Origin of the sequence: Allofournierella sp. (assembly GCF_017889395.1) — a bacterium.
GTDB lineage: Bacteria > Bacillota > Clostridia > Oscillospirales > Ruminococcaceae > Allofournierella.
Genome location: NZ_JAGHKE010000057.1, coordinates 1 through 15,061, shown reverse-complemented (window position 1 = coordinate 15,061; position 15,061 = coordinate 1). Strand labels below are relative to the sequence as shown.

The window sequence follows — 15,061 nt, the reverse complement described above, 5'->3', positions numbered from 1 at the left end:
CTTGGACCTATCAGGCCAAACAGCCGGACCCGGTCTCCCGCTGAGCAAAACGGCTGAAAATGCACAAAAGATGAATAAAAATAAGAAAAATCAGGTTGACAACCCGACACCGCCGTTTTATGATAGGAAAGGAAATTGAATACCACACAATAGAGGCGCAAACCGTATGGTACCGCAAAGGGAGGCCTGCCGGCCAAAGATCTTTGCGGGAAGAGGCGGTTTGCCGAAACAGATTTCCGCGCGGCAGCGGGGTGTTTGTTGGGGTGCCGTCCAGTGGGCGGCGCACTCTCACTTGAACAAAGTGGTGGCGCTATTGGGGGTTTGTTCCGTTCTTTCACAGGGGGGCGGCGATGCAAATTCCGGCGTCGCGGCCCCTCTTTTTTTGCGGCATGGTCGGGACGTGACGGGTGGTTGTGATGGTATCCGATGGAATACAAAGGAGGAATCACAACATCATGTCGAACTTTCTGAATGCCCTGAACAACATCATCTGGGGCCCGCCGCTGATCATTCTGATGATCGTCACCGGCGTGTACTTCACCCTGCGCACCAAGTTCTTCCAGGTGCGTCACCTGGGCTATATATTCAGCCGTACCCTGGGCCGGCTGTTCCACCGCACCGATGAGAGCGCCGATGAAAAGGGCCTGCTCACCCCCTACGAAGCCATCGCCACCGCCGTGGGCGGCTCGGTGGGCTTCGGCAACATCGCGGGCGTGGCCACCGCTGTGACCACCGGCGGCCCCGGTGCGGTGTTCTGGATGTGGCTCACCGCCTTCCTGGGCATGCTCATCAAGCAGGTGGAGGTGACCCTGGCGGTGTACTACCGCCGCACCGATGAAAACGGCGTGCCCTACGGCGGCCCCACCTATTATATGGAGCGGGGCCTTGGCGAGGAGCGTCACTGGGGCAAGCTGTGGCTGCCGCTGGCCTTTGTGTTCGGTATCGGCATCTTCTCCACCTTCTTCATCAGCGCTTCCACCTTCACCACCTCTGAGGTGGTGGCCCAGTCTCTGGGCATTCCCCAGGCCATCGCGGCGCTGATCATCGTGCTGATTCTGTACTTCATGATCTGGGGCGGCGTGAAAAAGCTGGGCCAGATCCTCACCAAGCTGGTTCCCATCATGAGCCTGTCCTACCTGATCCTGGGCATCATCGTTATCCTCATGCATCTGGACAACCTGCTGCCCACCCTGGGCGCCATCTTCGGCGAGGCCTTCACCGGCTCTGCCGCGCTGGGCGGCTTCGCGGGTGCCAGCGTGTCCAAGGTGATCTCCACCGGTATGGCTCGCAGCGTATACTCCAACGAGGCCGGCTGGGGCAGCAGCCCCATGATCCACGCCTCCAGCCAGACCCGCCACCCGGTAGAGCAGGGTCTGTGGGGCTCCTTTGAGGTGTTTGTGGACACCTTCGTGGTCTGCACCATCACCGCCCTCACCGTGCTGGTTTCCGGCGAGTGGACCAGTGGTGCCACCAACGCCACCCTGGCGCTGAATGTATTCACCCATAACTTCGGTGTGTTCGGCACCGTGATCCTGACCCTTATCATGGTGGTGTTCTCGGTCACCACCTCCGGCGGCTGGTATGCCTACTACGAAGTGGTGCTGCGCCATCTGGCCAAGAACCATCCCCAGGTCAAGAAGTACCTGCTGCTCATGTTCAAGTACTTCTACGCGGTGCCCCCCTTCCTGCTGGCCCTCTATCTGATCTATGTGGGCGATCTGAGCATCTGGACCCTGGTGGACATCACCAGCGGCATCCCCACCTTCGTAAACGTGGCGGTGATCCTGATTCTGTCCGGCCAGTACTTCAAGCTGCTCAAGGACTACAAGGCCCGCTACATGCACATCGGTCAGGTGGACCCGAACATGGCCATCTTCTACGAGGATAAGCCCGAAGTGAAGGCAGCTCTGGAAAAGGAAAAGGCTGCCCGGAAATAATCAAACGCAGAGCAATGCAGGCCGGGGCCTTTCTGAAAAGGGCCCCGGCTTTTGACCAATGGAGGAACTTTTTATGCGTACTCTTTATGAAAACGGACGGGTCTACGCCGGCCAGCTGCCCCTGACCGAGGCCTTTGTGGTGGAGGACGGCCGGTTTGTGTTTGCGGGCGGCGCGGAGCAGGCCCGGCTGGCGGCCGGACCGGACGCTCAGGTGGTGGATCTGGAGGGGGCCTTTGTCTGCGCGGGCTTCAACGATTCCCACATGCACCTGCTCAACTACGGCTACGCGCTGCAGGTGGCGGACCTGTCCAGCCACACCGGTTCTCTGGCCGAAGTGCTGGACACCATGCGCGCCTTTTTGAAGGAAAAGAACTTTGCGCCCGGTCAGTGGGTGCGGGGCCGCGGCTGGAATCACGACTACTTCACCGACGAGCAGCGCTTCCCCACCCGGCAGGACCTGGACCAGGTGAGCCGGGAGCATCCGGTGTGCATCGTGCGCACCTGCGGCCACACCTGCGTGGTGAACACCAAGGCGCTGGAGATGATCGGCGTCACCGCCGCCACCCCCCAGCCGGAGGGCGGCTGCTTTGAGCTCGGGCCGGACGGCCAGCCCAACGGTGTATTCCGGGAAAACGGCATGGAGCTGGTGTATTCCAAGCTGCCCAAGCCCAGCGTGGAGGATCTGAAGACCATGCTGCTGGATGCCCAGAAGCACCTGAACGCCTATGGCGTGACCTCCTGCCAGACCGACGACTTCGACGCCTTCGCCACCGTGGACTGGCGGGAGGTGATGGAGGCCTACGCCCAGCTGGAGGCCGAGGGCAAGATGACCGTGCGTATGTACCAGCAGGCCCAGCTCACCAGCGTGAAGGCGCTGGAGGAGTTCTTTGCCGAGGGCTACAACACCGGCTGGGGCGACGAGTGGGTCAAGGTGGGCCCGCTGAAGATTCTGGGCGATGGTTCTCTGGGCGCCCGCAGCGCCTACCTGAGCCGGGATTACGCGGACAAGCCCGGCTACCGGGGCATCGCCATCTACACCCAGCAGCAGTTTGACGATCTGGTTGGCTGCGCCAACGAACACGGCATGCAGGTGGCGGTGCACACCATCGGCGACGGCATCCTGGACCGGGTGCTGGAAGCCTACGAGAAAGCGCTGGCGGAGCATCCCCGGGCGGACCACCGCCATGGTGTGGTGCACTGCCAGATCACCCGCCCCGACCAGCTGAAAAAGATCGAGGAGATGGGCCTGCATGTGTATGCCCAGCCCATCTTCCTGGATTATGACATCCACATGGTCACCGACCGGGTGGGCGAGGAGCTGGCCTCCACCAGCTACGCCTTCCGCACCCTGATGGACGCGGGGGTCTGGGTGTCCAGCGGCACCGACTGCCCGGTGGAGCTGCCCCGGGCGCTGGCCTGCATCCAGTGCGCCGTGACCCGCAGCACCCTGAAGGGCGACGCAGGTCCCTACCGCCCGGAGGAGGCCTTCACGGTGCAGCAGGCCATCGACAGCTACACCATCCACGCGGCGCATGCCTCCTTTGAGGAGAACGAGAAGGGGCGCATCGCTCCGGGCTATCTGGCGGATTTTGTGGTGCTGGGGCAGGACCCCTTCACCACCGAGCCCTCCGCCATCCAGAGCATTCCGGTGAAGGCCGTCTATGTGGGCGGCAAGTGCGTGCACCGGGTATAATCACAACAAATGGAAACCGGGAAAGACCAGCGGTCTTTCCCGGTTTTTTTACATCAATAGAAAAAATATAAATAAAAAAATAGTGCGGCGTCCACCGAAAAAGTGGCGAAATGTTGATGAGAGTGAAAAAATGTATAAATCAGAGCGCTGAAGCACGCGGCTGATAAAGCGGTTTGCTGAAACGATGTTCGGTTTTCTTTACAGAAATTTGCTGAAAATGTGATAGAGCAAAAAACGCAGGAAAGATAAACTATATCTGCTCCGACAAAGGACGATGAAAAAACAGCGAATCGAAGCACACCGATCATAAGGAGGAACATGATGCATCACAGATGGATCAAAAACCTTGCCCGCCGCTGCAGCGCGGCTGTTCTGGCGGGCCTGATGCTGCTGAGCGTGCTGCCCGGCGCATCTGCACAGGAGCCGACTTCCGGCATGGCTCCCAGCGCCCCGGCGGTCGGCACCCCGGCCCCGGAGAGCACCCAGGCTCCCATGGCTACCGAGACCCCGGCGGAAACCGAAGCCCCGGCTGAGGAGACACCGGTGCCCACCGAAACCCCTGTAGCGACCGAAACCCCTGCGGCGACCGAGACACCCGCAGTGACCGAAACTCCCGCGCCCACCGCAGCGCCGGTGGCCACGGAAGCCCCTGTACCCACCGAGACTCCCGCGCCTACCGAGCTGCCGATACAGGCCAGCCAGACCAAGGCGAGCGAGCTGCCGGTGGCTGCGGACTGGAAATTTGACGAGAGCAGTGTGGCCTCCGGCAGCATTGCGGGCGGCGACCTGGTGCTGAAGGACCAGAGCGGCAACGGCAACGACCTGCGGATGGAAACCTACGGCTCCGCCGACTGGACCCAGTACCTGAGCTTCTCCGGCAACAGCATGACCGGCCAGGGCGGCAGCATGGTCTTCAACGGCGACAGCGCCGCAAAGACCGGCGTGGACTTTATCACCGTGAACGGAGCTCCCATCAACAGCCAGGAGTTTGAAGAGGGCTACACCATGGAGTTCCTCTATTACTTCCCCGAGGACTGGACTGCCGCGGATTCCTGGATGAGCCTGATCGCCCGGCAGGGTCAGAACGGCGGCAACCCGGAGGGTGAGCAGGGCACCATGTATGCCTCCATCTCCAACTGCAAGGAGATCCAGTTCATCACCGGCAATGCGGACGGCAACCACTCCATGTCCAGCGCGGCCTGGTCCGTGAGCATGGACGAGGGCGGCGTGTGGTACCACATCGCCATCGTGTCCGACGGCAGCGAGATCGCCACCTACGTGAACGGCTGCGAGGCCTTCCGTGACTATGTGAACGACGCCATGGACGGCATGTATGCCGACCCTGCCGACGGCCGGTTCCGCATCGGCTCCAGCTGGTGGAACGGCCTGGACAAATTCCTCCAGGGCAGCCTGCAGGAGATCCGCATCACTGGTGCCGCTCTGGAAAAGAGCGACTGGCTGGTGCCCAATCCCGAAGACTATGTGGGCGAGTTCGGCAGCAATGCCACCTACCAGCTGCGCGATGAGGACAACTACAACATCGTGCTGATGCCGGACACACAGAACACCGTGGAGTACCGCCCGGATGTGATGGATGCCACGGTGGACGAGCTGATCGCAAGCGCGGACGCGCTGAACATCGAGGCAGTGGTTCACCTGGGCGACGTGGTGGATGATTCCGGCGATGCCGTGCAGTACAACAACGCCAAGGACATCTTCTATCAGCTGCCCGAGGCGGGCATGAAGTTCCTGGTGCAGCCCGGCAACCACGATAACTGGGCGGGCAACGGCTCCAGCTACTGGCACTACTTCGGCCAGGACAGCAAGGAATATATGGCGCTCACCAGCTCCTATCTGACCCCCAAGGCCTGGAGCGGCGCCATGTTCGTGGATGCAGGCAGCTATACCTACATGATCATCTCGCTGGCCTGCGAGGGCGGCAAGACCAGCTGGAACCCCACCAGCGGCGAGCTGGAATGGTTTGAATCCATGCTGCAGAAGTACCCCAACTGCCCCACCATCGTGACCCGGCACGACATTCAGAACTGCTCCGACACCCAGCCCAGCGCCATCAAGCTGAGCAGCGAGGGGCAGAAGCTGTGGGATATCGTGAAAAGGTATCCCCAGGTCTTCATGATGGTCGGCGGTCACAGCCACGGCTCCGGCGTGGAGGTGCTGCAGAACGATGCGGGCCAGGATGTGATCTCCATCCTCACGGACCTGCAGTTTGCCTACAACGGCGGCAACGGCTGGCTGCGCTATCTGGAGTTTGACGAGGACGCGGACAAGATCTACTACTCCATCTACTCCCCCTATGCCGCCAGCCTGGACGAGAGCGAAAAGAGCTTCTTTGATGTGAACTTCCTCACCGGCCCCGGCAACGAGGGCGAGATCGCCATCGATTTCGAGACCCGCTTTGCCGGTATGGCCAAGGAGGAGCCCGAGGCTCAGACCGAGGGCAAATGGATGACCGGCGAATACCACAGCCACAGCATCCAGTCCAGCGATGCCTCCGAGCCCTACATCACGGTGGAAAATGCCCTGAATGCGGCATTCCGTGAAGATCTGGAGGAAATGCCTGCTGAGGCCAAGGTGGATAATATCCAGTATGGCGAGGCCTTCGACTACTTCATGCTGGCCGACCATCTGCGCAACTCCCCCCGCAACCCGGACGGCACCGCAAATGAGACTGCCCGCTGGAGCGCCATTGGCGCCCAGCAGCGGGAAATCGAATCTCTGCGCGCCCAGGGTAAGTACCAGGATAAGCTGATCTATTCCGGCTTTGAATGGGATATGATGAATCTGGACCACGCCAGCGTGGCTCTGCTGGATGAAACCGGTACGGTTCCCTTCCAGGGTATCCGGGAATTTGAGTGGCTGTTCAGCTACGACACCAGCGCCGACCGCTTCTTCGGCGATGAGGAGGCCCTGTACGGTCCCCGTCAGAACGATAAGAGCGATGTGAACGACACCTATGCAGCGGTGCAGTGGGTGGCCGAAAATTACCCGGACAGCTTCATTCTGCCCAACCATCCCTCCCGCCACAACAACGGCAACGATGTGGTGGATAACGGCGAGGTGACCATCGAGAATCTGCGCGTGATGAACGACATCGCACCCGATGTGGTGTTTGGCTTTGAGGGCATGCCCGGTAACCAGCTGGACCCCTCCTGTGAGCTGCCCGCCGACGACATTCGCGCCGGTGCAGACGAGATGATCGCCGTGACTGGCGGCGTGTGGGATGCCCTGCTGTCTGAGGGCCGCCGCTTCTACAACTTCACCAACTCCGACTTCCACTTCAAGATCAGCTCCAACGAGCAGTATTCCAGCGGCTACTGGGCCAGCGAGTTCTCCCGCAACTGGACCTGGGTGGAGCCCGGCGAGGACCAGCAGTTTGCCTTCAGTGATGTGGTTGAGGGCATGCGCTCCGGCAACAGCTACGCGGTGAACGGCGAGCTGATTTCGGACCTGAGCTTCACGGTTTCCGGTGCCGGCAGCAGCGCCGCCATGGGCCAGGATCTGGATGTGTACGAGGGCCAGGATGTGACCGTGACCATCCGCTTCAAGGTCCCCGAGCACAACAACTACGAGAGCCTGTTCGGCACCGACACCGGCATCCAGGTGGACAACACCCCTGATCTGGACCATGTGGACCTGATCATGGGTCATGTGACCGGAAAGGTGGCGCAGGAGGACTACTCCAGCACGGCCAACACCGACGCCAGCATCGTAAAGAGCTTTGACAAGGCCGAGCTGGAAAAGGCACTGGGCGAGGATGGCTACTACACCCTCACCTACACCACCCAGGCGGATGCGGACATGTACTTCCGTGTACGCGGTCTGTCCAGCAGCGAGGTGGATGCCAACGGTGACCCCGTCACCCACGAGCGGGAGGTGACCAATGACCGTCCTGCCCGCTTTGACTACATCAACGACTACAACTACAGCCATCTGAGCTTCTACGCAAACCCCGTTTGGGTGAATGTGAGCGACGCTCCCGCGGAGCCCGTTCTTACCGGCATCACTGTGACTGCGCAGCCTGCAAAAACGGTGTATGAGGAGGGCGAGTGCTTCGATCCCGCCGGTATGGAGATCACCGCTGCTTACAGCGACGGCTCCTCCAAGCAGGTGACCGATTACACCTGGGCACCCAGCGGCGCACTGACCGTAAACGACGATGTGATCACCGTGAGCTGGCAGGGCATGAGCGTGCAGCTGGCCATCACTGTGAAACAGGCTCAGCCGCAGCCCACCGAGAAGCCCCAGCCCACCCCGGAGCCGACCCCCGGCGAGCAGGGACTGAGCATTCAGCCCGGTATCACCAGCGTGCCCGACGGCCTGAAGAACACCGCCTTCAATACCCCGGAAAAAATCATTGCCGAGCTTTACCGGGTGGCGGCGAGCGTGCTGTCCGGCCTCAAGTCCGACGCCATGAAGGTCTACGACATCACCCTGATGACCAAGGACAGCCAGGGCCAGTGGATTCCTGTTTCGGATGAGAACTTCCCTGCCGACGGCGTGGTGGTGGAGCTGCCCTACCCGGACGGAACCAGCAGCAAGACCCACGACTTTGTGGTGACCCATATGTTCACCACCGCACAGGGCGATTCCAAGCCCGGTGATGTGGAAACGCTCCAGGTATACGAGACCGAGACCGGTATCCGCTTTGTGGTGAAGAGCCTTTCTCCCATCGGTCTGGGCTGGGTTGAGCAGAAGACCGATTCTGGTGAGAGCAGCGAAAACGGAAGCGGCACCACCGCTCCGGCGGCTACTCCGGTGCCGGTGGTTTCGGAAGGCAGCAGCCCCAAAACCGGCGATGCCGGAATGCTGGCCGCGTTTGCAGTGGCGGTTACCGCTGCCGCAAGCCTGGCAGCGATGGAACTCCTCCGCCGCCGCGGCAAAAACGAACAATAAGCGCTCCCTTCGCATAACGTAAACAAAAACCGCCCGCGCGGGCCCGGTTTATGCCGGAATCCCGCGCGGGCGGTTGCTTTTTTGATTATTGGAGACGGCCGGTTTTCGGGCGGCTGCTGGACAGATACAGCACCAGTCCGGCGAAGCAGAGCGCGAAGCCGAAGCCCATGGCCAGCGGCAGAAATACATCCGCTGCCCGGCCGAATACCAGATTGGTGAACACGGCCACTGTGTCCATGAGCAGCGCATTCAGGCTCAGCGCGGTGGCCCGGTCGCCGGTGGTCACCTGCCGGTTCTGCAGCGTGGTCTGCAAGGGGGTGAACAGGCTGTGGCAGACCCGCAGCAGTAAAATTGCCGCCACCGAAACCAGTGGTCCCTGCGTCAGCGTCAGCGCCAGGCAGGCGGCAGCCGCCAGGCCCAGCAGAAGCCCGCCGGTGCGCCGCTCCCCCAGCCAGCCGGTGAGCCGGGCGGAAAACCCGCCGCACAGGCCCAGCAGCGTCATGACCACATAGACCACGGCGATGGCGCTGGCCGAAAGTCCGGCCCTGGTATATTGCACCTGATTCAAAAAGGTGGTGATGGTCTGGTGCGCCTCGTTCAAAAATGCCGCCGCCAGCACCAGAAGCAGCAGCCGGGGGCTGCGTGCCAGCTGTTTCAGCAGCGCGGCGAAATCCGCCAGCTGGTGGCTGGCGGTTCTCGCCTGGCTGGGATGCACCTCCCGCAGAAAGAGCGCCAGTACCGCCGCGGCTCCGTAGCTGAACACGGTGAGCAGGCCCGCCAGCCGGTAATTTTCGCCCACGAACACCGCATATACGGCGCTGGCAGTCAACAGCCCGGCCATGCCCAGATTGTTGTAGATGCCGAAGACCCGGTGACTTTCCTCTTCCGGGCAGGAAAGATACAGGATGCTTACATCCAGGCCGGAAAGCCCGGCGCAGACCACGCTGAGCATCAGCCGCTCGGCCAGAAAACCGCCGAAGCCACTGGCCTGCCAGAACACGATTTTGGAAAGAAAATACAGCCCGCAGCATACAATCATGGACCGGCGATAGCCGATCCGGTCGGCCAGAATGCCCCAGGGCACCTCCAGCGCCAGCGCCAGCGCCAGCGAGATGCTCTCGATCAGGGTGATCTGAAAAACGCTCACCCCCGCCGCCTGACGGTACAGGGTGGCGATCGGCCCGTAGAACACCATGCCCTGCAACAGGGTAATGGCATACATCAGCCGGATGTTCCGTTTGCTTTTCATAATAACAAAAAACCGTCCTTTGTCTGAAAATACCGCACAGCAAACACCGCTTTGCACAGTTGCACAAAGCGGCCGTTACGCCTGTGAGATATGTTTAGATGGGACGGTTCATAGACAGATTCTCCTGATGCGGGGCGAATTGACCCGGAAATTTGCTTTATTGTATCACAGCGGCAAATTGTTTGCAAGGGGGTGTCCGGAAGAGAAAAAAGCCCCGATCAAAACGATCGGGGCTTTTCAGGGATATGATTATTCTCCGCGGTTTTCCGCGTCGCGCTGGGCCTGCTGCTGGCGGAAGCGCTCCTCCAGATTGAAGCATTTGTCCAGCACCGGGTAGATGATCATCAGTGTGATCAACTCGATCAGGGCAAAGCCGAACAGCAGCACCCACAGGGCGGTGTAAGGCAGGAACGAGAGAATGAGCACCCAGTAGACGATCTGAACCAGTGCGGCGCAGATGCTGCGGGGCGCGTGGGAAAGGGCCAGGAACAGGCTGTTTCGGAACAGCTGAGGCAGCGACAGCTCCATCAGCACCAGCTGGCTGAACAGGAAGGGGAAGATCATGGCGGTGAGCAGTACGCTCATGCAGATCAGCACGGCGCTGGCCACATCGAGCTGCCCGCCCAGGAGCAAAAAGTAGCTCATAAAGAGCTGGCTGGCCAGAAGAAAGCCGAGGATAGCGCCCGGAATCAGGCTTTGCTTCCAGTTGTGGCGGAAGGCTTTTTTGTAGGTATGCCACCAGTAGCCCGGCTCATCCCGCAAAGCGCGCAGGATGGTGTCGTGCAGGCCGGCGTAGCAGGGGCCCAGCAGGATGCCGCCCAGAATACCGCCCGCGGCTGATACCAGCACCGCCTGACCCAGAATACCCAGGAAGATCAGTGCCACGGCGGGTACAAAGCAGATCGTGCACAGCAGGTTGGCCTTGAAGAGGTCGCCGGAATCGCGGCCCAGGATTTCAAAAAAGCGGGCCGCACCCTTTTTGCGGGGCTCGTCCTTGCGAACACCGGGACCGGGGGCGTTGTAGTTGGGGTGGAAAAGACCCATGGTGAATCATCGCTCCTTTTTATTGTGCATGCGGGCGCACCTGCGCCCTGATTCTTCTGCCTTTATTTGTATCATATTTTTCGCCGGATTACAAACAGAGACAGAGCTGTTTGTGTGAAATGTTCGGAAACGTTTCCGGGAATTTTTGGGAAAATACATACAAAGCGCACAAAACTTTCAACAAACTGGTGCATATATCGATGAAAGTAACGAAAAACCATTGAAAGTACAAAAAAACGAGCATATAATATAAGCGTCGGAAACGTTTCCGGCAACGTTTCGAGTAATTGCGGAGGAGGACGGCGCGCATGACCATCAAGGACATTGCCCGGGAAAGCGGCTATGCCATCAGCACCGTTTCCCGCGCGCTGAACGACCACCCGGACGTGAGCGAGGAGGCCAAGGCCCGCATCCGCCAGGTGGTGGAGGCCCGGGGCTTTGTGCCCAATGCCAACGCCCGCAAGCTCAAGCAGACCGAGGCAAAAAGCATCGTGTTTGTGGTCAAAAGCACCGCCAACATGTTCTTTGCCGGCATGCTGGTTCAGCTGCAGCAGCTGGTGAGCCGGGACGGGTACGACGGCGTGGTCCAGTATCTGGACGAGGACGGCGACGAGGTGGTGCTGGCCCGGCAGCTGAGCCGGGAGTTAAAACCCAGAGGAATCATCTTCCTGGGCGGCAGTGCCGAACACTTCCGCAAGGGCTTTGCGGATATTCACCTGCCCTGTGTGCTGGCCACAGTGGTCAGCGAAGAGCTGGACTTCCCCAATCTCTCCATGGTGGGCGTGGATGACCGCAAGGCAGGCGCGGCGGCCATCGACCATCTGCTGGCCAACGGCCACAGGGACATTCTGATCCTGGGCGCGGACCCCGCTCACAGCAACCCCAGCTATAAGCGCCTGCAGGGCTGCAACGACAGCTTCACCGCACACGGCATGGAATTGGCGCCTCGCCGCTATCTGCGGACCAGCTTCAGCTTTGAAGCCGCCTACCAGGCTATGGATGCCTGGCTGAAGGAGGGACAGAAACCCCAGGCGGTGTTCGCCATGAGCGACACCACCGCCATCGGCGCCATCCGGGCGCTGCGTGACCATGGGCTGCGGGTGCCGGAGGATGTGTCGGTGATCGGCTTCGACGGGGTGGAGCTGGCAAACTTCTACACCCCGCGGCTGTGCACCATGCGGCAGCCCTCCGATCGCATTGCCCAGACCAGCGTGGAGCTGCTGCTGGGCTGCATCGAGAAAAATCAGCCCGCCCGCACCCGGATGCTGGAGGCGGAGCTGGTGTTCGGTGAATCGGTGGCCGAGCGCAGATAAATTTGTATTCCGGGCGGGAATGGCCCGCCCTTCAATCGTCAACCATCTAACATCAAAAAAGGAGAAACACATTATGAAAAAGGCACTTGCACTTGTGCTTGCAGCGGCCATGGCGCTGAGCTTTGTGGCCTGCGGCGGCTCCGGAACGACCACCTCTCAAACCAGCGGCAGCACCTCCACCGGTGCAGCCTCCACCACCGGAAACGCTTCCGGCGGTAGGGTCTATTACCTGAACTTCAAGCCCGAACAGGCCGACCAGTGGGTGGAGCTGGCAGCCAAGTACACCGAGGAGACCGGCGTTCCCGTGGACGTGGTCACCGCTGCCTCCGGTACCTATGAGTCCACCCTGAAGGCCGATATGGCCAAGACCGACGCCCCCACCCTGTTCCAGGTGAACGGCCCCGTTGGCCTGGCCGCCTGGAAGGACTACTGCTATGACCTGTCCGACACCGAGCTGTGTAAGCAGCTGACCAGCGATTCCTTCGCTCTGAAGGATGGCGACAAGGTCGCCGGCGTGGCCTACGTGATCGAGACCTACGGCCTGATCTACAACAAGGCTCTGCTGAACGAGTACATCGCCAAGGATTACGCGGTGATCGAGGATGCTGCCGAGATCAACAACTTCGATACCCTGAAGGCTGTGGCCGAGGATATCACCGCCCATAAGGATGACCTGGGCTTTGCCGCCTTCACCAGCGCCGGCATGGACTCCTCTTCCGACTGGCGCTTCAAGACCCATCTGGCCAACCTGCCCGTTTACTACGAGTATCAGGCCGACGGCATCACCTCCACCGAGGCCATCAAGGGCACCTACCTGGACAACTACAAGAATGTCTGGGATCTGTACATCAACAACGCCACCTGTGAGCCTGCTATGATCGGCTCCAAGACCGGTGACGATGCAGCCGCCGAGTTCGCCATGGGCGAAGCCGTATTCTACCAGAACGGTACCTGGGGCTATGGCCAGGTGACCGGCTACGAAGTGGCCGACGAGGATATGGGTATGATGCCCATCTACATCGGCGCTGAGGGCGAAGAGAACCAGGGCCTGTGCACCGGTTCCGAGAACTACTGGTGCATCAACGCCAAGGCCAGCGAGGAAGACATCCAGGCCACTATCGATTTTGTGGAATGGTGCATCACCAGCGAGACCGGCAAGACCGGTATGAAGGACATGGGCTTTGTCTGCCCGTTCACCGGCTTCACCGATGAATACCTGCCTGAGAATCCGCTGGTTCTGGCCGCCAACGAGGACGTGGCCGCCGGTCACAAGACTGTGGACTGGTGCTTCACCACCATGCCCTCCGAAGAGTGGAAGAACGGCGTGGGCGCTGCTCTGCTGGAGTACGCGCAGGGCACCGGCGACTGGAGCGGCGTGCAGACCGCCTTTGTGGACGGCTGGGCCACCGAGTACGCAGCAGCCAACGGCTGAGCACCCGGAATCTGAGTCATATCTGTAAAACCGAAGGGGCGGGCAGGTTCTGCCCGCCCCTTTCCCGGTTTGTTGCGCATACCTGCCGGTCTGCCCCCGGCCGGCGCGGCACCGCCCCTGCGGGGGGCGGACCGGCGGGCATGACGGCCCCCAGACGGGCCTCATCCGAACTTCACCCATCACAATAAGGAGGGAAACTGTTTATGGAACGCGCGGTCAAAAAATACTTCCCTATCTTCGCGCTGCCCACCCTGCTGGCTTTTGTCATCGGCTTTATCGTCCCCTTCATCGAGGGTGTCTATCTTTCGTTCTGTGAATTCACCACCATTGCGGATGCCCGGTTCGTGGGTCTGAAAAACTACGGACGTATCTGGTCCGATCCCACCTTCCTGCATTCGCTGTGGTTCACTGCCCTGTTCACGGTGGTCACGGTGATCCTGATCAATGTGCTGGCCTTCGCGGTGGCGCTGCTGCTCACCAAAAGCTTTAAGGGCACCAACATCTTCCGCGGCGTGTTCTTCATGCCCAACCTGATCGGCGGTATCGTGCTGGGCTATACCTGGCAGCTGATTCTGAATGGTATCTTTGGTCTGTTCGGCCGCACCCTTACTTACAGCGCCTCCTATGGCTTCTGGGGCCTGGTCATCCTGATGTGCTGGCAGCAGGTGGGCTACATGATGATCATCTACATCGCCGGGCTGCAGAGCATTCCGGGCGATCTGTACGAGGCGGCCCGCATCGACGGTGCCAACTCCCGCCAGTGCCTGTGGCGCATCACCCTGCCCATGAGCATGCCCTCCATCACCATCTGCACCTTCCTGACCCTGACCAACGGATTCAAGCTGTATGACCAGAACCTGGCCCTCAACAACGGCCAGCCCTCGGATATGACCGAGATGCTGGCGCTGAACATCGTGAACACCTTCTACGGCCGCAACGGCTGGGAGGGCGTCGGCCAGGCCAAGGCTGTGATCTTTACCATTCTGGTGGCGATCCTGGCACTGGCTCAGAACCGCCTGACCCGAGCAAAGGAGGTGCAGCAGTAATGAACGACAAGTCGAAATTCGGATGGCTCTATACCCTGGTTTTTTCCGTCGTAAGTCTTGTTTACATCTCGCCCATCCTGATGATCTTCATGAACAGCTTCAAGAAAAAGGCCTACATCAACCGGATGCCCTTCTCGCTGCCCGATGAAAAGACCTTCGTGGGGCTGGAAAACTACGTGGAGGGCCTGCGCAAGACCGGCTTCTTCAGCGCCTTCGGCTACAGCCTGTTCATCACGGTGGCCAGCGTGCTGGTGATTCTGCTGTGCACCTCCATGTGCGCCTGGTACATCAGTCGGGTCCACACCTGGTACACCAGGGCCATCTACATGCTCTGCCTCATCTCCATGGTGGTTCCCTTCCAGATGGTCATGTATCCCCTGTCCAAGATCAGCGACTCCATGCGCCTGGGCAACCCGGTGGGCATCATCCTGAT

8 protein-coding genes, 1 pseudogene and 1 riboswitch are annotated in these 15,061 nt (G+C 60.4%); of the genes and pseudogenes, 7 read left to right on the top strand and 2 right to left on the bottom strand.

Annotated features, from left to right (window positions below; genetic code table 11):
• Window positions 1-142 precede the first annotated feature (142 nt).
• Window positions 143-321: riboswitch (Lysine riboswitch) on the top strand.
• A gap of 134 nt (window positions 322-455) precedes the next feature.
• The 3 genes from J7G73_RS08325 (at window position 456) to J7G73_RS08315 (ending at window position 8,544) form a co-directional block, all read left to right on the top strand.
• Window positions 456-1,937, top strand: coding sequence for a sodium:alanine symporter family protein (locus tag J7G73_RS08325; RefSeq protein WP_291245916.1), 1,482 nt, complete (start codon window positions 456-458; stop codon window positions 1,935-1,937).
• 73 nt (window positions 1,938-2,010) lie between these two features.
• Window positions 2,011-3,630: an amidohydrolase gene (locus tag J7G73_RS08320; RefSeq protein ID WP_291245915.1), complete on the top strand. Its 1,620-nt coding sequence runs from the start codon at window positions 2,011-2,013 to the stop codon at window positions 3,628-3,630.
• 318 nt (window positions 3,631-3,948) lie between these two features.
• Entirely contained in the window at window positions 3,949-8,544 is a 4,596-nt protein-coding gene (locus tag J7G73_RS08315; RefSeq protein WP_291245914.1) for a LamG-like jellyroll fold domain-containing protein, read from the top strand.
• 85 nt (window positions 8,545-8,629) lie between these two features.
• On the opposite strand, the gene J7G73_RS08310 is transcribed toward J7G73_RS08315, so the two are convergent.
• Window positions 8,630-9,793 (bottom strand): MFS transporter, encoded by a 1,164-nt coding sequence (locus J7G73_RS08310; RefSeq protein WP_291245913.1) that lies wholly within the window; start codon window positions 9,791-9,793, stop codon window positions 8,630-8,632.
• 249 nt (window positions 9,794-10,042) lie between these two features.
• Entirely contained in the window at window positions 10,043-10,837 is a 795-nt protein-coding gene (locus J7G73_RS08305; RefSeq protein WP_087294848.1) for a DUF624 domain-containing protein, read from the bottom strand.
• Between the two features lie 308 nt (window positions 10,838-11,145).
• Here J7G73_RS08305 and J7G73_RS08300 point away from each other — a divergent pair, with 308 nt between their 5' ends.
• The 4 genes and pseudogenes from J7G73_RS08300 to J7G73_RS08285 form a co-directional block, all read left to right on the top strand.
• Window positions 11,146-12,150, top strand: coding sequence for a LacI family DNA-binding transcriptional regulator (locus J7G73_RS08300; protein WP_291245912.1), 1,005 nt, complete (start codon window positions 11,146-11,148; stop codon window positions 12,148-12,150).
• 73 nt (window positions 12,151-12,223) lie between these two features.
• On the top strand, window positions 12,224-13,582 hold the full coding sequence (locus J7G73_RS08295) for an ABC transporter substrate-binding protein (RefSeq protein ID WP_291245911.1): 1,359 nt from the start codon (window positions 12,224-12,226) through the stop codon (window positions 13,580-13,582).
• 203 nt (window positions 13,583-13,785) lie between these two features.
• Window positions 13,786-14,628, top strand: coding sequence for a carbohydrate ABC transporter permease (locus tag J7G73_RS08290; protein ID WP_291245910.1), 843 nt, complete (start codon window positions 13,786-13,788; stop codon window positions 14,626-14,628).
• A pseudogene (locus J7G73_RS08285) lies at window positions 14,628-15,061 on the top strand (carbohydrate ABC transporter permease); the annotation flags it as partial. The gene J7G73_RS08290 and the pseudogene J7G73_RS08285, both read left to right, overlap by 1 nt.